The 19,660-nt window shown below is 49.0% G+C and carries 14 protein-coding genes; 9 read left to right on the top strand and 5 right to left on the bottom strand.

The window, feature by feature from the left end:
- Positions 1-6: 6 nt before the first annotated feature.
- The gene (mnmE, locus tag BRW83_RS01885) at positions 7-1,395 is read right to left on the bottom strand and encodes a tRNA uridine-5-carboxymethylaminomethyl(34) synthesis GTPase MnmE (protein WP_005882074.1); all 1,389 of its coding nucleotides are present in this window, start codon (positions 1,393-1,395) and stop codon (positions 7-9) included.
- Between the two features lie 335 nt (positions 1,396-1,730).
- Between mnmE and BRW83_RS01890 the strand changes: the two genes are divergently transcribed.
- Positions 1,731-2,984 (top strand): acetylornithine/succinyldiaminopimelate transaminase, encoded by a 1,254-nt coding sequence (locus BRW83_RS01890; RefSeq protein WP_036603234.1) that lies wholly within the window; start codon positions 1,731-1,733, stop codon positions 2,982-2,984.
- Between the two features lie 77 nt (positions 2,985-3,061).
- On the opposite strand, the gene BRW83_RS01895 is transcribed toward BRW83_RS01890, so the two are convergent.
- On the bottom strand, positions 3,062-3,391 hold the full coding sequence (locus BRW83_RS01895; protein ID WP_005882070.1) for a hypothetical protein: 330 nt from the start codon (positions 3,389-3,391) through the stop codon (positions 3,062-3,064).
- Positions 3,392-3,681: 290 nt separating this feature from the next.
- Entirely contained in the window at positions 3,682-4,812 is a 1,131-nt protein-coding gene (mltB, locus tag BRW83_RS01900; protein WP_005882069.1) for a lytic murein transglycosylase B, read from the bottom strand.
- 183 nt (positions 4,813-4,995) lie between these two features.
- Here mltB and BRW83_RS01905 point away from each other — a divergent pair, with 183 nt between their 5' ends.
- The 6 genes from BRW83_RS01905 to BRW83_RS01930 all read left to right on the top strand — a co-directional run bounded on the left by BRW83_RS01905 (position 4,996) and on the right by BRW83_RS01930 (position 12,194).
- Positions 4,996-5,922, top strand: a complete 927-nt coding sequence (locus BRW83_RS01905; protein WP_005882067.1) for a histone deacetylase family protein — start codon at positions 4,996-4,998, stop codon at positions 5,920-5,922.
- Between the two features lie 11 nt (positions 5,923-5,933).
- Entirely contained in the window at positions 5,934-6,824 is an 891-nt protein-coding gene (gene ylqF, locus BRW83_RS01910) for a ribosome biogenesis GTPase YlqF (RefSeq protein WP_005882065.1), read from the top strand.
- Between the two features lie 54 nt (positions 6,825-6,878).
- Entirely contained in the window at positions 6,879-7,604 is a 726-nt protein-coding gene (locus tag BRW83_RS01915) for a hypothetical protein (RefSeq protein WP_005882063.1), read from the top strand.
- Between the two features lie 8 nt (positions 7,605-7,612).
- Positions 7,613-8,101, top strand: a complete 489-nt coding sequence (locus BRW83_RS01920) for an asparaginase domain-containing protein (RefSeq protein WP_005882060.1) — start codon at positions 7,613-7,615, stop codon at positions 8,099-8,101.
- Positions 8,102-8,160: 59 nt separating this feature from the next.
- Positions 8,161-9,519, top strand: coding sequence for a bifunctional UDP-N-acetylglucosamine diphosphorylase/glucosamine-1-phosphate N-acetyltransferase GlmU (gene glmU / locus BRW83_RS01925; protein ID WP_005882059.1), 1,359 nt, complete (start codon positions 8,161-8,163; stop codon positions 9,517-9,519).
- A 278-nt stretch (positions 9,520-9,797) separates the two neighbouring features.
- Entirely contained in the window at positions 9,798-12,194 is a 2,397-nt protein-coding gene (locus tag BRW83_RS01930; RefSeq protein ID WP_005882057.1) for a phosphoketolase family protein, read from the top strand.
- 79 nt (positions 12,195-12,273) lie between these two features.
- On the opposite strand, the gene queC is transcribed toward BRW83_RS01930, so the two are convergent.
- Positions 12,274-13,014: a 7-cyano-7-deazaguanine synthase QueC gene (gene queC, locus BRW83_RS01935; RefSeq protein WP_005882055.1), complete on the bottom strand. Its 741-nt coding sequence runs from the start codon at positions 13,012-13,014 to the stop codon at positions 12,274-12,276.
- 215 nt (positions 13,015-13,229) lie between these two features.
- Between queC and BRW83_RS01940 the strand changes: the two genes are divergently transcribed.
- Complete coding sequence (locus tag BRW83_RS01940) at positions 13,230-15,041, top strand: autotransporter assembly complex protein TamA (protein ID WP_145815010.1); 1,812 nt, start codon at positions 13,230-13,232, stop codon at positions 15,039-15,041.
- Entirely contained in the window at positions 15,041-18,775 is a 3,735-nt protein-coding gene (locus BRW83_RS01945) for a translocation/assembly module TamB domain-containing protein (RefSeq protein ID WP_005882050.1), read from the top strand. The genes BRW83_RS01940 and BRW83_RS01945 overlap by 1 nt, the downstream gene beginning before the upstream one ends.
- 26 nt (positions 18,776-18,801) lie before the next feature.
- Here the strand turns inward: BRW83_RS01945 and BRW83_RS01950 are convergent, their stop codons facing one another.
- Positions 18,802-19,527, bottom strand: a complete 726-nt coding sequence (locus BRW83_RS01950; RefSeq protein ID WP_005882048.1) for a DUF3108 domain-containing protein — start codon at positions 19,525-19,527, stop codon at positions 18,802-18,804.
- Positions 19,528-19,660: the final 133 nt, after the last annotated feature.

Raw genomic sequence — 19,660 nt, forward strand, 5'->3', positions numbered from 1 at the left:
GGAGAATTATTTGCCGATACAGAAACGGGAAAATATCAGGCCGAGCAGGTCGTCAGACGTGAATTCGCCGGTAATGCTGTTCAAGGCATCCTGAGCCAGCCTCAATTCTTCAGCCAGCAGGTCGATAGATGGATTTGCCGCTGTTGCGTGTTCTGAGGCGATTGCCAGATGCTGTTCGGCTACTTTCATGGCGGTCAGATGACGTTCACGGGCGAGATAGGTCGATTCACCCGTTTGTGTCCATCCTGCGATCTTCAGCAATTCATCCCTTAACAGGTCGATGCCCTGTTCTGTCTGGGTCGACAGGTAGACCTGCGTGATGCCGAACATGGAATCGACGGAAGGCCTGTGTCCGGAAATATCGATTTTGTTCCAGATCTGGATGACAGGAATGTTTTCCGGGAAGTCTGCAGCGATTTTTTCGTCTGCGCGGGTTGGCCCGAGGCTGGCGTCGAGCAAATGCAGGATAACATCTGCCTTGCCGATTTCTGTCCATGTCCGTTCAATACCGATGCGTTCGACTTCATCTTCGGCGCTGTTGGCACGAATGCCTGCCGTATCGATCAGGGTGACGGGAACGCCTTCAATCTGGATGGTTTCGGTAATTTTGTCCCGTGTCGTTCCGGCTATCGGGGTGACGATGGCGACATTGGAACCGGCCAGGGTATTCAATAAGGACGATTTGCCGACATTGGTCTGGCCAGCCAGTACGACGTGGATACCTTCTCTTAACAATGCGCCCTGAGCGGACTGGGCAATGATGGCTGAAAGCGCTTCCTGAATGTTGGCGATCTGTCCTTCGACATTTTCCTTTTTCAGAAAATCGATGTCTTCTTCCGGGAAGTCGAGTGATGATTCAACCATCATTCTCAGTTGAATGATATTGGCAACCAGTTCGTGAATTTCTTTTGAAAAGACACCCGACAGGGAGCGGGAAGCAGAACGGACGGCTTCTTCTGTCGTCGCATCGATCAGGTCAGCGATCGCTTCGGCCTGAGCAAGGTCGATTCTGTCATTCAAAAAGGCGCGGCGGGTGAATTCACCGGGTTCAGCCATTCTGAGATCGATTTTTTCACCAGCTAGAAGGCATCTTTTCAGTACCATCTGCAGTACCGTTGTACCGCCATGACCCTGCAATTCGAGAACATCTTCCCCGGTAAAAGAATTCGGTGCCTTGAAATAAATGGCAAGACCTTCATCAATGATGGATTTATCGGCATCCAGAAAAGGCAGAAAATGAGCGTAACGAGGGGTCAATGGCAAATCGGCCATTGTGTCCTTGAAAAGCTCGTTGATAAGTGGGTCCAGATTTTTGCCTGAAACACGAACAATGCCGACACCTCCGCGTCCCGGTGGGGTGGCAATTGCAACGATAGGAGAAGAATCAGTTTTCATTGTAGATTATCTATCAAAACAGGTTGTCATAACTGATGGTTATTTTTCTAATGCATTATCCTTGCTGTGACGGAAAATGAAAAGTCTTAGAGTGAATTGTCGGGTGTGAACGTGTTATTTTTTACAAAGATTCAGGATGTTTCGGCTAATGTTGCCTGCCGACAAATTTGTATTGATACAAAAATGGTGAATTTGTCTCTCATGAAGGCGAGATAAGTATAAAATTCCTTTTTACACTGTATTTCCTTGCAAGGATTCCGGGCTTTATCGTTTTGCCTGAAACCGGGAATTGCAGTTTTGTTTTCTGATTTGAATTTTTAAAGTGGAGTCATGGAATGAATGCCCCGGCAAATACTTCGGTCGACAATAATGAAAAGATAGTGAATCGCCAGACTTTTGATGAAGTGATGGTGCCTGTATTTGCACCAAATGCATTCATTCCGGTTCGAGGATCGGGCCTTGATCTCTGGGATCAGGATGGCAAACATTACCTTGATCTGACGGGCGGTATCGCTGTTTCCGGTTTGGGACATGCGCCTGCCGAGCTGGTTGAAGCATTGACCGATCAGGCAAAGAAGCTGTGGCATGTCAGTAATTACTTTACCAACGAGCCTGTTCTGAAATTGGCGAAAGCCTTGACTGAAGCCACTTTTGCCGAGAAGGTATTTTTCTGTAATTCGGGTGGCGAAGCGAATGAAGCGGCTTTCAAACTGGCGCGTAAATGGGCTCACAACCACTTTGGCGCAAAGAAGAGCCGCATCGTTTCCTGTCTGCATTCCTTTCATGGAAGAACCCTGTTTACCGTTACTGTAGGTGGACAGTCGAAATATACGGAAGGTTTCGAACCCTTGCCGCAACAAATCGATCATATTCCGTTCAATGATATTGAGGCCGCTCGTGCTGCAATAGGTGACGATGTCTGTGCCGTTGTAGTTGAACCCGTTCAGGGAGAAGGGGGAATTCTCCCGGCAAGTCCCGAGTATCTGAAAGCATTGCGCCAGATTTGCGATGATAAAAATGCATTGCTGATTTTCGACGAAATCCAGTGTGGTATGGGACGGACAGGGGATCTTTTTGCCTATATGGGATACGGCGTTACGCCGGACATCATGACCTCTGCCAAAGCGCTTGGAAACGGTTTTCCTATTGCGGCGATGTTGACGACGACAGAGATTGCCAACGCCTTTTCGGTCGGTTCCCATGGAACGACATACGGCGGTAATCCTTTGGCCGCAGCCGTTGCATACAAGGCTCTTGAAATTATCAATAAGCCGGAATTTTTGTCCCGCATTACCGAGGCAGGCAATAAACTGAAGGCAAGTCTTGAAAGGGTTGTCGCTGATTATCCGGGTGTGTTTGCCGGTGTTCGCGGAAAAGGCCTGATGCTTGGCCTGGTGATGTCGGACAAATATCATGGCAAAGCAGCTGAAATAACTGCTGCCGCAGCACAACAGGGTTTGCTTTTATTACTGGCGGGTTATGACGTTATCCGCTATGTCCCTGCGTTGGTTATCAAGGATGAGCATATCGTGCAGGGTGAAAAACTGCTGCGTCAAGCGCTCGATACGTGGCTGAAGGCTTCTGCCTGAGATGACAAGGGCTCAAAATCGCGTATTTTGAGCCCGGTAAATATAAGAACCACACTGGCAAAAAAGTCCGGCTGTCCTTATTTGTCTGTCGATCTTTTGGGTTTGAACTGTTTGTCGCTGATACGGAATTTCGAACGGCGATCACCCATCAATCTGCGCAATTCCTTGATACTCAAGTCGCTGACTTCATGCATACGAATCAGTAATGATGCTCCAACCGGCAACCGGTTGTGTCTGATTTTACTGATAACAGGAGGTGCGACTTCCAGCGCACGTGACAACGCTGCATCATTTTTGAGGTTCAGGTGGACAATCAGAGTATCCAGCAGACGGTTTGGATCATATATACGATCTTCCAGACGGTCTTCTTCTGGCTGTATCGTTGGATTTTTGGCTTTGTTCGTCATGTTAAAAAATCCTGTTTTGTATAATTCACTTATCTATGCATAAATAAAATTGTCTCTGACAAGATATATTTAGTGTGCCGTGAGAAAACTGGCAAAAGTTTTTTCATCACGTTAAGTTGCCTAACGTCAATATCGTCTATTTTCTTTAACTGATCAAGACTTTTTTCAATTTCGATTCTATCGGATATGAAAAAAGAGGAAATCTTGCATCAATTCAATATGTTTATAATTTTACAACTTTAACAATTACAAATAAAGTAAAAGATGACAAAAAGATAAGGATTTATGCATCACTCTGCGTAACGCCCTGTTTTTTCGAGAAGAACTTTTTTGCCAAGCTCGATTACGGACATGGCGTAAAAGTAGCTTCGGTTATATTGGGTAATGGCGAAGAAGTTATCCGTGCCGATCCGATATTCGGTCGGATATGGTCCATTGGGCAAGTCAACGAGACCGTAAAGAAGATTGTCCGGGGCGAGGGGATCGGTTGAAATGCATTGTGCATTCAATTCTTTTAAAGAGTATGTCGCTTTCAATCCCTGATTGAAGAGGGTTTCGGGAAGTGGGCAATCCACGTCAGCTGTAGCCGGGAAAATAACGGGTTTGCCGGTTTTCCAGCCGTGCTGTTTCAGGAAATTGGCGACACTGCCAATGGCGTCAATAGCAGAATTTTCCAGATCGATTTTTCCGTCTTTATCAAAATCGACTGCATAGGCGCGGATACTGCCGGGCATGAATTGCGGCCAGCCTATGGCGCCAGCGTACGATCCGTAGATGCTTAACGGATCTACCTGGTTTTGGGAGCTTAACAGAAGGAATTGTTCGAGCTCCTTGCGGAAAAATTCCTGTCGGCTGGCCTTGTTGGGTGTCTCGGGGTAGTAAAAGGCCAGTGTAGTCAGTGCATCGAGTGTCCGGAAACGGCCAGTGTCTCTTCCATAAATGGTTTCAATACCGAGGATACCGACGATAATGTAGGCAGGAACCCCGTATTCTTTTTCGGCCCTGTCGAGATATTTTTCATAGGTGTTCCAGAAGCGAACGCCGGCATTGACCCGGACAGGTTCAATCATTCTTTGCCGATAAGCCTGCCAGTTTTTTGTTTTACCCGAGCCCGACGGTTTCATCAGCCTGATTGCGGTATGATTGACCCTTGTTCCTTGGAAAAGACAATTTAACCGGTTTTTATCGACATGATATTTTGTTGAAAAACGGTCGATGAAATCGGCCAGCGGTGGTTCGATCGTAAATGGAATAGCGGCTTCGCCAGACTCGACAGAACCCGGCATGTTTGGAGAAGAAGAACATGTCGATTCGGGCTGGCTGGTGTTTTTTTCGGAAACCTGTCCGAAACAAATTAGCGGAAACAGGATCGAAATAAAGAACATCAGGGCAGTTTTTCTGCCGGAATCAAATATCATCATGGGATGAAATACTGGAACAATCCATCGAAAAATGAAGTATAACGATTGGAAAGCGTTGCGCAATATAAAAAATCAGTTAAACAACTTTTAAACGCAATTGTATTGATGGACTGCTCTCTGGAGTATGCGCATGCGCCATCAAAGTATCTGTCTAGTTTGACCGAATTCAAGATTTGAGAATATATGACTACTGCTCTTTATTATCATCCGGTTTGCCAGTTGCATGAAATGGGAGAAAATCATCCTGAAAGTCCTGCGCGTATGCAGGTGATCATGGACGCCTTGAAAGAAAACGGACTGGACCGTGTTCTGGAATATCGTTTGTCTCCTGAAGCCACGGAAGAAGATATCCGCCGTGTCCATACGCAGGACATGATTTTGAAAGTGAAAAACGACATTCCTGCGCCGGGCGACTATTCTTACGTGGATGAAACCCCCCTGAATCAATACAGCTGGCAGGCAGCCTTGCGAACGACTGGTGCGGCTGTCGCTGCAACGGATGCCGTGTTGGCCGGTGAAATCGAAAATGCGTTTTGCATCGAACGTCCTATCGGTCATCATTCGACTATTGGGGAAGCGATGGGCTTTTGTGTTTTCAACAATATCGCAATCGCTGCCATGAGAGCGATCAAGATTCATGGATTGAAAAGCGTCGCTATCGTCGATATTGACGTTCATCACGGAAATGGAACGGAATATATTTTCTCGTACGAGCCCAGTGTTTTGATGGTCAGTTATTATCAGGAGTATTTATACCCCTTCTGCGGCAATGAGAAAGCGCGGGCGAATATGGTGAATGTGCCTGTACCGAAGGGCACTGGCGGCGATGTCATTCGCAAGGTAGTCACTGAAAAATGGCTTCCAGCCTTGCATAAACATAAACCGGAGATGATTTTTATTTCTGCCGGTTTCGATGCGCACAGGGACGATCCTCTTGGCGATATGAATCTGGTTGAGGAAGACTATGCCTGGATAACGAAGCAGGTGATGGATATCGCAGCTGAGTACAGCCAGAATCGTGTCGTCAGTTTTTCGGAGGGCGGTTATAACCTGAAAGCGTTGGCGAACAGTGTTGTCGCACACGTGAAAACATTGGCACGGGTCGATTAAGGAACGAAAAAATGGCAATTCAATGGTTTCCGGGGCATATGAATGCCGCACGAAAAAAAGCGGCGGAAACAATGGAGACGACCGATCTCGTGATCGAGGTTCTCGACGGAAGGCTTCCCGGAGCCAGCAGCAATCCCATGGTGGAACAGCTTAGGCTTCATCGCCAGCGTCCCTGTCTTAAAATTCTTAACAAGAGCGATTTGGCCGATCCGGTTGCGACAAAGCAATGGATTGATTTCTATAATAGTCAGAAGGGGGTCAATGCGATTGCCCTGTCATGCAGGAATCCTGCGGAAGTGGCGAAAATTCCGGGTATTTGTCAGAAAATCATTCCTCATCGAACCGGTCCCGGAAAAACGGCCAGAATAATGATCATGGGAATTCCCAATGTGGGCAAGTCAACGCTGATGAATATGCTGTTGAAACGGCGTGTGGCAGCTGTGGGTGATGAACCTGCGGTCACGAAAACACAGCAGCGGCTTTATCTGAACAAAAATATGGTGTTGACGGATACACCGGGTTTGCTCTGGCCGAAGATCATGTATCCCAGCGATGGATATATGTTGGCGGCAAGCCATGCAGTCGGGGTGAATGCCCTGATCGAGGACGAGGTCGCTGCCTTCCTTGGCGAGGTTTTGTTAAAGCGTTATCCGCACTTGCTTGAAGCCCGGTATGGTCTGAAGGTCGATGAACTCGATGGCTATGGCGTTGTCGAAGGAGTGGCGATGAAACGCGGATTCAAAATCCGTGGCGGTGAACTGGATGTCGAAAAAGGTGCCCATTCTTTCCTTCAGGATTATCGCACCGGCGCGATCGGCCGTATCAGTCTGGAAACGCCGGAGAGCCGAAAGGAAATGATGGAATCGTCCGTGGCCGAAGAACCAGAACCTGAAAAAGAATAAATCCGTCACACTGCTTGTGACTGTCTGGATATGGATAATGTTTATAATATTTGAATGAAACCGATTGCTCCAGGAACCGTTATTTTTCACCGTTACCGTGGTTACGGTGTGCTCACAGCCGTCAATTTGCTGACTGGCTGGGTGTCGGCCCGTTTCGGCAATGAGCAGCGTTGTCTCGATCTGAATTTGTCGACGGATGAAGTCCAGCATGCCGATGGCGAACCGATTCTGTTCAGGCTTTCTCCACCTGACAGGATGCCCCACGGCCGTCTGATGGAGATGGTTTTGAAGTTGCACACTGCCGGATATCAGCGTCTTTATCTCTATTCATGGCCCAAGGATGCCGGAATGCACTGGAGATGGCATCTGTTTACCGGTTGCAGGACATGGCTGCAAAGGCCCTGGAGAGAGGGCTGGTACGGTTCAGGTGCAGACTATATATTCAATCCTGTGATGGGCTGGGGTGATTTGCCGGGGGCAACGGCAGATGAACTGATCGATGCCCTCGCCAGATTCGATCCGGAAGGGCTTGCGAATGCCCTTGGGGAAGATGAGGAGCATGCAGTCTGGTTCAGGCGGATTTGTGAGGCTGTGCTTCCCGATTACATGTATAGCCTTGAAAAGAGGCTGAACCCGGACGGCTCCGTGTCCAATGTATTGCCTGTTTATCCGCTCAGGCAAGGTGTCCCCGATTACGACGGCCCGTCATTGCCATGTCCGCCGGGGTGGAGCAAGCTTCACTACGTTAATCCGATCCCGCGCCATTTCTGTTATTTCTGATGGAATATATGAACCTGCATATTATCGCCACTGGCGGAACCTTTGAAAAACATTATGACGAAATCACGGGTGAGCTCGTTTTTACATCGAGCCACATTCCAGCCATGATGGAACGCGCCCGGGTATCTCAATCGTATACATTCCAAGAGTTGACGATGCTGGATTCGCTGGACATGCAGGACGCTGATCGTGAGAATATCCTGAAGTCCTGTCGCGAAATTCCGGCCGACCGGATTGTCATCGTACATGGAACGGATACGATGCAGGACACGGCGGCGGTACTGGGAAAAGCGGCACTTGAAAAAACGATTGTCCTGACCGGCGCCATGATTCCGTATGAATTCGACCGTTCCGATGCTTTTTTCAATCTCGGGTTTGCCGTCAGCGCTGTCCAGTTATTGCCCACAGGTGTGTATATCCTGATGAACGGACAAATTTTCAAATGGAATAAAGTGACTAAAAACCGTCCTATCGGTGTATTCGAAGCGGTATCATAGTACCTGTGCCGGTTTTGTCCGGTTTTTTGTTCATCTGTTAACTTTTATCTATTGATCTCATGAATATCGTTATTCTGGCTGCCGGTATGGGCAAACGCATGAATTCGGATTTGCCCAAAGTGCTTCATTCCCTTGCCGGAAAGCCCCTGCTTGCACATGTTCTGGATACCGCCCGTTCGTTGAACCCCGGCAGACTGATTGTGGTGTATGGACATGGTGGTGAGCTGGTGCAGAAAAAAATAACGGAAAACGATCTGGCATTCGTCAAACAGGAACCGCAACTTGGTACCGGCCATGCTGTCATGCAGGCAGTATCCTTGCTGGATGAGTCCATGCCGACACTGGTTTTGTATGGCGATGTTCCCCTGATTGGACAGGCTTCCTTGTCGCGACTGCTTGAGGCAGCAGGAGCGAACAAGCTCGCAATCCTGACTGCCGAACTGGACGATCCGACGGGTTATGGAAGAATCATCCGTGATAACGGACAGATAAACCGCATCGTCGAACAAAAGGACGGTAATTCCGTTGAACTTGCCGTCAATGAGATCAATACAGGAATCATGGTGATTCCGACGGTTCCCCTGAAACGCTGGTTGTCTTCTCTTTCCAATAACAATGCGCAGGGGGAATATTACCTGACGGATATCGTCGGCAAAGCGGTTGCAGAACAGATTGAAGTGACCTCGGCCCAGCCGGATGCGATTTGGGAAACGCTGGGGGTCAACAGCAAGAGACAGCTGGCCGAACTGGAACGGATTTACCAGAAGAATATGGCAGAAGCCCTGCTCGATAAAGGTGTCGGTCTGGCTGATCCCGATCGCATCGACATACGCGGTTCCCTGACATGCGGCCGTGACGTGTTTATCGACGTCAATTGTGTTTTCGAAGGCCATGTCGTTTTGGACGATGGTGTTTTTATCGGGGCGAATTGTGTCATCAGGGATTGTGATATTGGAAAGAATGCAGAAGTCCGGCCTTTCTGTCATCTCGAAGGCGCGAAAGTCGGTTCGGCTTCCCTGATCGGACCTTACGCCCGTTTGAGGCCGGGAGCCGAACTGGGTGAAGAAGTGCATATCGGTAATTTCGTTGAAGTCAAAAATAGCCAGATTGCTTCACACAGCAAGGCGAATCATCTTGCCTATGTCGGCGACTCGACGGTCGGTTCACGTGTGAATATCGGTGCCGGGGCGATTACATGTAATTACGATGGCGCCAACAAACACAAGACGGTCATTGAGGACGATGTTTTCATCGGTACCAATTGCGAACTGGTTGCACCTGTCAAGGTGGGTAGCGGTGCGACTGTCGGAGCCGGTACGACGCTGACAAAAGACGTTCCTGCCGGATCGCTGACGGTTTCCCGTGCGAAACAAACGACGATAAATGACTGGAAAAGACCTGAAAAAGAAAAAAAATAAGCTCTTTTCACTTCAAAAATTGATCAATCGCAGTTTTTCAAATCTTGGCGCTGTCAAAGTGGCTAAATGGGTTTTTTTCCTGTTATATTGTTGATGAGGCTGTCTTTGCCAGTCAAAGAGAGTTATTCCCTATTCGAGTAAATAATTTTGCCATGCCACGACTGATGGCAAGGTTCTGTTATTTCAAAAAGAATAGATGTTCACTTACCTAAAAAATTGTCATTTGGATCTTGTTGCATTTGGCAGGCCGAGTTCGAAAGAATAGAAAGGAAATGAATATGGCTAAAGCGGGAAAGCTTGATAAGAGCAGTGAACCTTTGTCGGTTGACATGCTGCATAAAATGAATGCCTATTTCAGTGCAGCCAATTATTTGTCCGTCGGACAGATTTATCTGTTCAATAATCCTTTGTTGCGCGAACCTTTAAAGCCTGACGATATCAAGCCGCGTTTGCTGGGACACTGGGGTACGACACCGGGCCTGAATTTCGTTTATGTCCATATGAATCGTGTGATCAAGAAATACGATCTGGACATGATTTTCGTTACCGGTCCGGGACATGGTGGTCCTGCTCTGGTTGCCAATACCTACCTTGAAGGAACGTACAGCGAATTTTATCCCAACGTCTCCGAAGACGAGGAAGGGATGAAAAAGCTGTTTACCCAGTTTTCTTTCCCGGGCGGTATTCCAAGCCATACTGCCGCCGAAACGCCGGGCTCGATCAATGAAGGTGGCGAGCTGGGATATTCCCTGTCGCACGCTTTCGGCGCGGCTTTCGACAATCCCGATCTGATCGTGACCTGTGTGGTCGGTGACGGTGAAGCCGAAACCGGGCCGTTGGCGACCGGCTGGCATTCCAACAAATTCATCAATCCGGTTTTCGACGGTGCCGTTTTGCCGATTCTGCATTTGAATGATGCAAAGATTGCAGGGCCGACCGTTTTGGGTCGCATTCCTCCGAATGAGCTGGACGAACTGATGCGTGGTTACGGTTATGAACCATTTTATGTCGAAGGTTCCGATCCGCTGATCATGCATCAGAAAATGGCCGCGACCATGGATACGGTCATTACCAAAATCAGGAAAATCCAGGACGATGCACGCAAAAACGGTTTCAAGGAACGTCCACAGTGGCCAATGATCGTTTTGCGCAGCCCCAAAGGCTGGACTGGCCCGCATGTCGTGGATGGACAGCAGATTGAGGGCACTTTCCGCGCGCATCAGGTTCCGGTCAGTGAAGTCAAGACAAACCCGGCCCATCTGAAAATTCTGAATGAATGGCTCTTGAGCTACAAGCCTCATGAGCTGTTCGATGAAACGGGTCGCCTGATACCTGAACTGGCTGAACTGGCGCCGAAAGGCTTGCGCAGAATGGGTGCGAATCCCCATGCCAACGGCGGTATTCTGCTGCGTGAATTGCGCATGCCGGACTTCCGGAAATATGCTGTTGACGTACCGTCACCGGGTGTTGTCGTCGCCGAAAGCACTCGCGTTCAGGGCAATATGATCCGCGATGTTTTCGTTCTTAACGAAGAAGCGAAGAACTTCCGCGTGTTCAGCCCGGATGAAACGGCATCAAACCGCTGGGGTGCCGTTTTTGAAGTCACGGAACGTTCCTCGATGGACGAAATCAAGCCGACCGACGACAAGGTATCCCATACCGGCCGTGTCATGGAAATGCTGTCCGAACATCAGTGCGAAGGCTGGCTGGAAGGCTATCTGCTGACTGGGCGTCACGGTTTCTTCCCTTGCTATGAAGCGTTCATTCATGTTGTCGATTCGATGTACAACCAGCATGCAAAATGGCTGGAGGTCACGCGTCATATCCCATGGCGTCGTCCGATCGCATCGCTCAACTATCTGCTGACTTCCCACGTATGGCGTCAGGATCACAATGGCCTCTCACACCAGAATCCGGGTTTCATCGATCTGGTGATGAACAAGAAAGCCGACATCAGCCGTGTTTATCTCCCGCCTGATGCAAACTGTCTGTTGTCGGTGACCGACCATTGTATGCGCAGCCGCCATCGTATCAACGTCATCGTCGCCGGTAAACAGCCTGCCTTGCAGTACCTGAATATGGATGATGCGATCAAGCATTGTTCCGCCGGTATCGGTATCTGGGAATGGGCAAGTAATGACAAGGGTTCCGAGCCGGATGTCGTCATGGCATGTTGCGGTGATGTCCCGACGCTTGAAACGCTGGCAGCTGTCAAGATTCTGCGTGAACGCTTGCCTGAAGTGAAGATTCGCGTGATCAATGTCGTCAATCTGATGACATTGCAGCAGCCGAGTGAACATCCTAATGGTTTGTCGGACAAGGAATTCGACATTCTGTTCACCAAGGACAAGCCGATCATCTTTGCCTATCATGGATATCCGTGGCTGATTCATCGTCTTACTTACAGACGAACGAACCATCAGAATATGCATGTCCGGGGCTACAAGGAAGAAGGTACGACAACGACCCCGTTCGATATGGTCGTATTGAACGATCTGGATCGTTATCATCTTGCCGGGGACGTCATCGACAGACTGCCGAGCCTGGGTTCACGGGCGGCTTACACCAAACAGTATTTGCGTGACAGACTTCTGGAACACAAGGAGTATGTCTACAAATACGGTGAAGACATGCCGAATATCCGTGACTGGAACTGGGCGGATGGCAAGTCCTGATTGATGGTCGATGTCTTGACCGAAGGTCGTAAAACATCCATCGGGAAACCGGTGGATGTTTTTTTATGGGCTGGCTGGATTATTCCGGTTTTCCCCGGGAAATGAATTCTTCAAAGCCTTTTTTTCGCAGCAGACAGGCAGGGCATTCTCCGCAGCCGAATCCCCATGTATTCAATTTGTCATGCTCACCAACGTAACAGGTGTGCGTTTCATTGACGATAAGATCGACAAGTCCTTGTCCTCCCAGTTCAGCGGCGAGCTGCCAGGTTTCTTTTTTATTTTTCCACATCAGCGGTGTGACAAGGTTCAGGCGTGCATCCATTCCGATATTGAGTGCAAGCTGCATGGCCTTGATGGCATCATCCCGGCAATCCGGATATCCGGAAAAGTCGGTTTCACACATGCCTCCGACGAGAACGTTCAGATCGCGACGGTAGGCCAGCATGGCGGCGACCATCAGAAACATCAGGTTTCGACCCGGAACGAAAGTATTGGGCAATCCGTTTTCCATCATCCTTATTTCGACATCCGATGTCATGGCCGTTTCCGACAGGGAACTGATCAATGAAAGGTCGCAAACGTGGTCTTCACCCAGTTTTTTATTCCATTCTTCGGAAAAATTTCTGATTTTCTGTAGAATGCCGGGCCGGACAGTCAATTCAACGGCATGTCTTTGTCCGTATGAAAACCCGATGGTTTCGACCTTGTCATAATGGTTCAAGGCCCATGCAAGGCAGGTCGTCGAATCCTGTCCGCCGCTGAAAAGGACAAGTGCTTTTTTCGTGGATTCTATGGAATGGTTTTGCCGGGTAGTATTCATGTCATTGCCGTCAGGGATTAACAGATTGGCATTTTACAGGATTGTTTTTTTTCAGGTCGTTTGTGACGGTTTCGTTATTTCGATAAAAAGACAACACAAACAGAAACGATCGGGAAATCCTGAACGGTTTGAGCAATAATGAATGAATGCTTTCCTTTTACAGATAAGATATTCATCAATTGTCGGTAGGTTAAACGAATAAGATTGTAAATTGCATGGTCAACTTTGAAACAGACAGCATCGGGAACATGAGAAGGGCGGATTTTGCCGTTTTTTCACCGTCTGTGTTTCTGAAAAGTCTGCTCGTTTTTTTATTCGTCTTATATTCATCGGTGGTCTGTGCCAAACCGGTTGCTTATGACGTCGTTATCAATGCACCTGAGTCGGTCAAAAAAATACTGATGAATAATCTGGATCTGTTGCGCTGGAAAGGCAACGAACAGATGGATACGACACAGTTGAGAAGGCTTTATCGCAATACTCCGGATGAAATACGTCAGCTGGTTGAAACGGAAGGATACTATTCTCCTGTCATCCATACCAGAATGGAAAAGACCGACAACAATTCCCGAAAGGTCATTATTGACGTCGATCCGGGCAAACCGGTCAAGGTCGCGGCTGTCGATATCACATTCGAGGGAGCGATCACCAAACAGGCCGAATCTCTCAAACCTGGCATTGAACAGCTGAAAAAAGGATGGGAATTGCCGGTTGGTTCGGTTTTCAGGATGGCCGATTGGGAAGCGGCTAAGATTGCCTTGTTGAGACAGGTTACAAGAGTACGTTATCCGAGGGCGGAACTGGCAGATACCAAAGCGATCGTCAATCCCGAGACAGATGAAGTGACCCTGAAAGTCGTGATCAACAGTGGCGATCCCGTCAGGTTCGGGCCGATCAAAATCGTCGGGCTCGAACGTTACGGCAAGGATGTCATCATGGGCTTGAATCCCGTAAAAGAGGGGCGCACTTTCAGGGAAAACGCTTTGCTGAACTGGCAGTCCCGGATACAGGACAGCGGTTATTTCAGCTCGGTTGAAGTAACGGCCGATCTTGAATCGGGAAAAGAAGAAGTTCCTATTACCGTAACGGTTGTCGAAAACAAGAAAAAACACGCTGCCGTCGGTGTCGGCTACAGTACGGATACCGGCAAACGGATCAGCCTGAATTACGATAACCTGCATTTCCTCGGCCGTGATTACAAATTGAAGAGTTCGGTTGTCCTGCAGACGAAACAGAAAACGGCCAAGGCGGATGTTTTTCTGCCTCAGGAACCGGGAGGAATCCGGAACAGTTTCGGTGTTATTTATGACCGTTCGCAGATCGAGGGAGAAGACACCCGGCTGGTCGGTGCCAATTACCGTCGGGCCTGGGGTACGCAACGGCTGGAAAAATACCTGTCCCTGCAATATCTGAATGAAAACAATCGCATAACGGGACAATCCTATCAAAAAAGTCAGGCTTTGCCATTGACGTTCGGTATCATCACCCGTCGCCTGAATAACAGGCTTGCGCCGACACAAGGATATGCCTTCGAGGCACAAGTAGGTGGTGCGGTAGAGCACGTTTTGACTGACAAATCATTTGTACGCGGATATATGAAGGGTATTCATTTCCAGCAACTGGGTGAAAAAGGTGAATTGATTCTTCGTGGTGAACTGGGCGCACTCGGTTCCAACGGAAAAGAAGGCGTTCCTTCGACTGTTTTATTCAGAACCGGTGGCGACCAATCGGTGCGTGGTTATGCCTATGAAAGTCTGGGTGTAAAGGATGGAAGTGCTATTGTCGGAGGTCGTTATCTTGCAGTTGCCAGTGTTGAATACCAGTACTATTTCATCAAAAACTGGGGAGTGGCATTTTTCGTCGATGCCGGTAATGCAGGCGATACGATAAAAGAACTTGATCCCGCCTTCGGCTATGGCATCGGCGGTCGCTGGCGAAGCCCTGCAGGCCCAATCGGGGTTGATCTGGCATACGGTGAAAGAAGCAGGGAATTCAGGCTTCACTTTTCTTTGGGATTTACATTCTGATGCGACGCCGCCTTTTACTCCTCATTTTCATCCCATTCCTTCTGGTGGGAGGACTGGTATGGTTCGTCAGCCAGGAGTGGGCATTGCAATGGATCGTCCAGAGAGTAGTACAGGCAAGTGGCGGCGATATTGAAATACAGGGAGTCAGTGGAACACTGGCGAGTTCATTCGAAATTGAGAGAATCAGCTACACCAGTCCTGAACGTGATATCGAAGTAACGGATTTGCAATTCGACTGGCAACCTTGGCAATTGCTGTCAGGACAACTGGATATTGGAAAAATTTCAGCCTCGAAACTGGTGATTGATATGAAAAAGTCGTCGGATGAGCCTTTCAAAATGCCGCAATCGCTGGCACCTCCCGTAGCCATCATGATTTCCGGGGTAAACGTAGATACCGTTTCCGTTTCAGGCATGGGAGTCGGTGTTGAGTTGAAAGACGTGCATTTTTCGCTGACTGCGGACAGGAATGGTTGGGAGCTGAAGAATCTGGGCTTTGACAGCCCGTTTGGCAATGCGTCCATCAATGTCGATCTTGAAACCACACAGCCGTTCAAAATCAGGGGGACGCTCCAGTTCGATAATGAACTTGCCAAGGCGACAGCCAGCCTCAAGCTGGGTGGTGACCTGAATAATCTGTATGTGTCCGGAAATCTGGATGGCTATGATGCGAAAGCGAAACTGGAAGCCGTCGTCACGCCTTTTGCCCCATTTGTTTTCCAGTCGGTCCATCTAAGCGCAAAGGGCATCGATCCATCCAGAATCGAATCAAGCTGGCCACAGGCGCAGTTCAATGCGGAAATTCATGTCACTGCACACGAAGACAAAACCCTGAAAGGGTCGGTTTCTGTCGATAATTCGAAGCCGGGGCCATTTGACGAAAATTATTTACCCATTCATTCCGTGAAAGCGAAAATCGCGGGCAATGTCGATAATGTCCTGATAGATGATGTGTTGCTGGATATGGGCAAAGCGGGGCAGTTTGCTGGAAATGGGCAGTTTTCGACTGAAAAAACAGAAGTGACATTGAAAACTTCCCGTTTCGATCTTCATGAGATTTACTCGAGCATCCGGCCGACACATGTTGCCGGGAAAATCGCTTTTGTCGATGAGGATAAAAAACAGCTGTTTCTCATACAACTGGAAGAAGCGCGGATCAGGTTGAATGCGCGCGTCACGAAGGTTGAAGACCTGATGACACTTGAAGAAGTATCGCTGAAGGCCGATCAAAGTGAAATGCGGATGAGTGGCAAGCTGGATCTGAAGGAACCGCAGGACTTTGAATTCAAGGGCAAGGTCAGCCGTTTCAATTTCGCCGCTTTTGGCCGTTTCCCGCAGTCTGACCTGAATCTGGACTTTGATGCTTCGGGTCATTTGAAGCCGGAACCGGATATTGAGGTTCATTACAGCTTTTTGCCGAGCCGTTTGTTTAACCAGCCATTATCCGGAAAAGGCAGTTTCCGGTTAAAAGACAAAGAAGTTCGCAATGCCGACATATCACTGGCACTGGGAGTGAATTCGATTCGAGCCTCTGGAAATCTGGGACGTTTCGGGGATCGTCTGTCGTGGAAACTGAATGCGCCTGATCTCGGTATTTTCGGCAAAGGTTACAAAGGAAGCATCGCCGGGGAAGGGGAAGTCTCCGGAGCCTTGAATTCGCTTCGGGTCGGCATGAATTTTGAAGGAAACGACGTTCTTGTCATGGGCCGGTATGGCGCGCGAAAGATTCAGGCAAAACTTGAATTCGGTATGGAGTTGAATGACCGGATCGCTGTCGATATCCGTCTGGATGATGCACTGATCGGCTCGGACAAATGGGCGCTGGTTCATGGGGAAGTGAACGGGACTCTCAGGTCGCACGTCATCACGCTCACAGCGAAAAACGAGTCATTCGACCTGACAGCGAAAGCCTCTGGCGGCCTTGGAAGAAACAATGTCTGGCAAGGCAAGCTCGAAACCCTCGAAAACAAGGGGAAAATGGCTTTTGCACTCGACTCGTCTGTTCCGGTCAGTATAGGGCCTGACGGTTTTTCGCTGAAAAATCTGGTATTGCAGTTACCGAATGGACAGTTGACGGTTCAATCCCTGATCAAGCGTGGTTCTCTTCTTGAAACGACGGGCAATGCCCGTGGCATTCCACTGGCTTATTTGCTCGCCATGTCGCCGGACTCGAAAAATACAGTCAGAAGCGATTTGACCCTTGGCGCGGACTGGTCCCTGAAAGCCGACAGGACATTGAACGGGAAATTCCATATTTATCGCGAAAAAGGCGATGTGACTTTACTGGGTGACAACCGGATCAAGCTGGGACTTGGTACGTTCGACATACAGGTGCTTCTTTCCGGAAACAGCGTCAATTTCAATGCGCAGATTGTCAGCGACAAGGCCGGTATGATTCAGGCCAAAGGGATGACCCGACTGGGCAAGCAAAATGGAAACTGGAGCGTTTCCAGCCAAAGTCCCTTGCAACTGTCGGTTCAGGCCGATATCCCTTCGATTGCATGGATGGGGCCTTTGACCGGGCAGCCCGATATGGAACTGAAAGGTTCGCTGAATATGGCGATAAGCGCCAATGGCACATTGGGTTCTCCACGTCTGTCGGGCAGCCTGAATGGAAAAGATCTGGCAGTTAACTGGCTGAGTATGGGGGTCAATCTTTCCAGAGGTGAGTTAGTGGCCGTTTTGAACGGCAATCAGGTACAGATCCAGAAAGGGATCATTTATGGCCCCGAAGGGAATTTACAGCTCACTGGCGGCGTCCAGCTCAACAAGGGACAGATCAGTACCAATCTCCAGTTCAAAACGGACAAGCTTCTTGTTTTGTCGAACGTCGACCGGCAATTGGCCATTACCGGGCAGGGGCATTTTTCGCTGGACAAGGATCGTTTGCAACTGATCGGCGACTGGTATGTGAACCGGGCGACAATTGTTCTGACCGATTCCAAAAACGTCACTTACAGCAAGGACGTCATTGTGCTGGGTCGGCCCGAGAAAAAAGCGGATACTCCCATACCTTTGCGATTCAACCTTAAAGTCAATCTGGGCGACAAGTTCTATCTGAAAGGCAAAGGGATCAATACCCGGCTTTCGGGACAGATTCAGGCCGTTTCCGCACAGGATAACCGATTACGTGTTTTCGGAACCATCAATACAGTGGATGGCTCCTATAGCGCATTCGGGCAGAAGCTGACAATCAAACAGGGACAGATCACGTTTTCCGGGCCGGTTGAAAACCCGACACTGGATATTCTGGCCGTGCGTGAAGTGCCGGATACGGATGATTCGGTCGAGGTAGGTGTTTCCGTCAAGGGAACGGCGCAGTCACCAAGGGTCAAACTCGTTTCGACACCGGAAGTCTCCGATACGGAAAAACTGTCATGGCTTGTGCTGGGCTATGGTGGGGGTGAAAATGGCGATGGCCAACAGCGCGCGGCGATTGCCGCAGCGGCAGCAGCCATTTTGAGTTCGGAACAGTCGGGCGGCCTTCCTTCGAAGATCGCCAGCACGATCGGGCTGGATGATATCGGTTTCTCCTCATCTCCCGATCTGGAAGAAACCGTGCTTACCCTGAGCAAGCGGATCTCGTCACGTCTGTACCTGAGCTATGAACAGGGCCTTACCGGCGCGACCAACCTGATCAAGTTACGCTACATTATTTCCAGACGCCTGTCTCTGGTCGGACAAACGGGAACGGTGACCGCTATCGATTTGCTCTATGACTTCAAATTCGACTAGGACGGCAAACTTGTCAGGATAAAGGCTTAAATTGGTGTAATTTTCCTGATAGTCTGTTTGATCTGCGTGCCGTTTTTTTCGATGAGCAGGATTTGAACCGGATACCAGTTATTCCCCGGCGCCAGCCAGACACTGGTTTGCTGGCCTCCATCTTGCCGGGTCAGCTGGACTGTTTTGATCTGGCCCATCGGGGTTGAAAGCTCGCCGATCTTGACGACTTTGAATACCCAGGGACTGGTTTTGCTGCTGCCTGCGACATTGAATGTCCAACTCGAATTCATGATGAATTTGTCCGGGTTTGCCCGGGCAACTGAGGCCAGTTGCCAGACGATGCTGGAACGGTCCTGCGTCATGTCCATCATTTTGGAGGTGCTACCGGAAGGGTAGGCGATGGTATCTTCAACACGGTTGAAAATCGTTGCCATCGATGCCTTGCGCAAACGTTTTTCCACATATTTTTCCGGCATGAGGCCTTTCGGGCCTACTTGTCCGGAACTGGTAGCTTCCATGATTTTGCCGAGTAATCCGACACGCGTTTCTGTCTGCAATGTGTACGATTGTTTATCGGCTTTCCATTGAATGGATGAGTTTCCGTTGATGTTCAAGCCGTTATATTGGGTGGAAACAGCGTATGAAAGATCGGCGGAAGGTGGAATATTGACGTTTTTCGCTGTCTGGGAAGTGGCCGCACAGGCAGCGGATGTCGCTATTAATAAACACAGCCAGACAACAATTTGACGGAAACTTTTCATTTCAAACTCACGATTGGCTTATGATATAGGCAATATGAATGAAAACAGATCAAAAGTCGATGCCTGATACAAAAGGAAACAAACGGAAAATAGCGACTTTGAGTCTGGATTCATCGGAAATTTGTGCGTAACC

Source organism: Oxalobacter formigenes, assembly GCF_002127965.1.
Classification (GTDB): domain Bacteria; phylum Pseudomonadota; class Gammaproteobacteria; order Burkholderiales; family Burkholderiaceae_D; genus Oxalobacter; species Oxalobacter formigenes.

Coding starts and splice junctions, on each gene's coding strand:
- mnmE (WP_005882074.1), bottom strand. CDS start 1,395: ATGAAAACTGATTCTTCTCCTATCGTTGCAATTGCCACCCCACCGGGA.
- BRW83_RS01890 (WP_036603234.1), top strand. CDS start 1,731: ATGAATGCCCCGGCAAATACTTCGGTCGACAATAATGAAAAGATAGTG.
- BRW83_RS01895 (WP_005882070.1), bottom strand. CDS start 3,391: ATGACGAACAAAGCCAAAAATCCAACGATACAGCCAGAAGAAGACCGT.
- mltB (WP_005882069.1), bottom strand. CDS start 4,812: ATGATGATATTTGATTCCGGCAGAAAAACTGCCCTGATGTTCTTTATT.
- BRW83_RS01905 (WP_005882067.1), top strand. CDS start 4,996: ATGACTACTGCTCTTTATTATCATCCGGTTTGCCAGTTGCATGAAATG.
- ylqF (WP_005882065.1), top strand. CDS start 5,934: ATGGCAATTCAATGGTTTCCGGGGCATATGAATGCCGCACGAAAAAAA.
- BRW83_RS01915 (WP_005882063.1), top strand. CDS start 6,879: ATGAAACCGATTGCTCCAGGAACCGTTATTTTTCACCGTTACCGTGGT.
- BRW83_RS01920 (WP_005882060.1), top strand. CDS start 7,613: ATGAACCTGCATATTATCGCCACTGGCGGAACCTTTGAAAAACATTAT.
- glmU (WP_005882059.1), top strand. CDS start 8,161: ATGAATATCGTTATTCTGGCTGCCGGTATGGGCAAACGCATGAATTCG.
- BRW83_RS01930 (WP_005882057.1), top strand. CDS start 9,798: ATGGCTAAAGCGGGAAAGCTTGATAAGAGCAGTGAACCTTTGTCGGTT.
- queC (WP_005882055.1), bottom strand. CDS start 13,014: ATGAATACTACCCGGCAAAACCATTCCATAGAATCCACGAAAAAAGCA.
- BRW83_RS01940 (WP_145815010.1), top strand. CDS start 13,230: ATGGTCAACTTTGAAACAGACAGCATCGGGAACATGAGAAGGGCGGAT.
- BRW83_RS01945 (WP_005882050.1), top strand. CDS start 15,041: ATGCGACGCCGCCTTTTACTCCTCATTTTCATCCCATTCCTTCTGGTG.
- BRW83_RS01950 (WP_005882048.1), bottom strand. CDS start 19,527: ATGAAAAGTTTCCGTCAAATTGTTGTCTGGCTGTGTTTATTAATAGCG.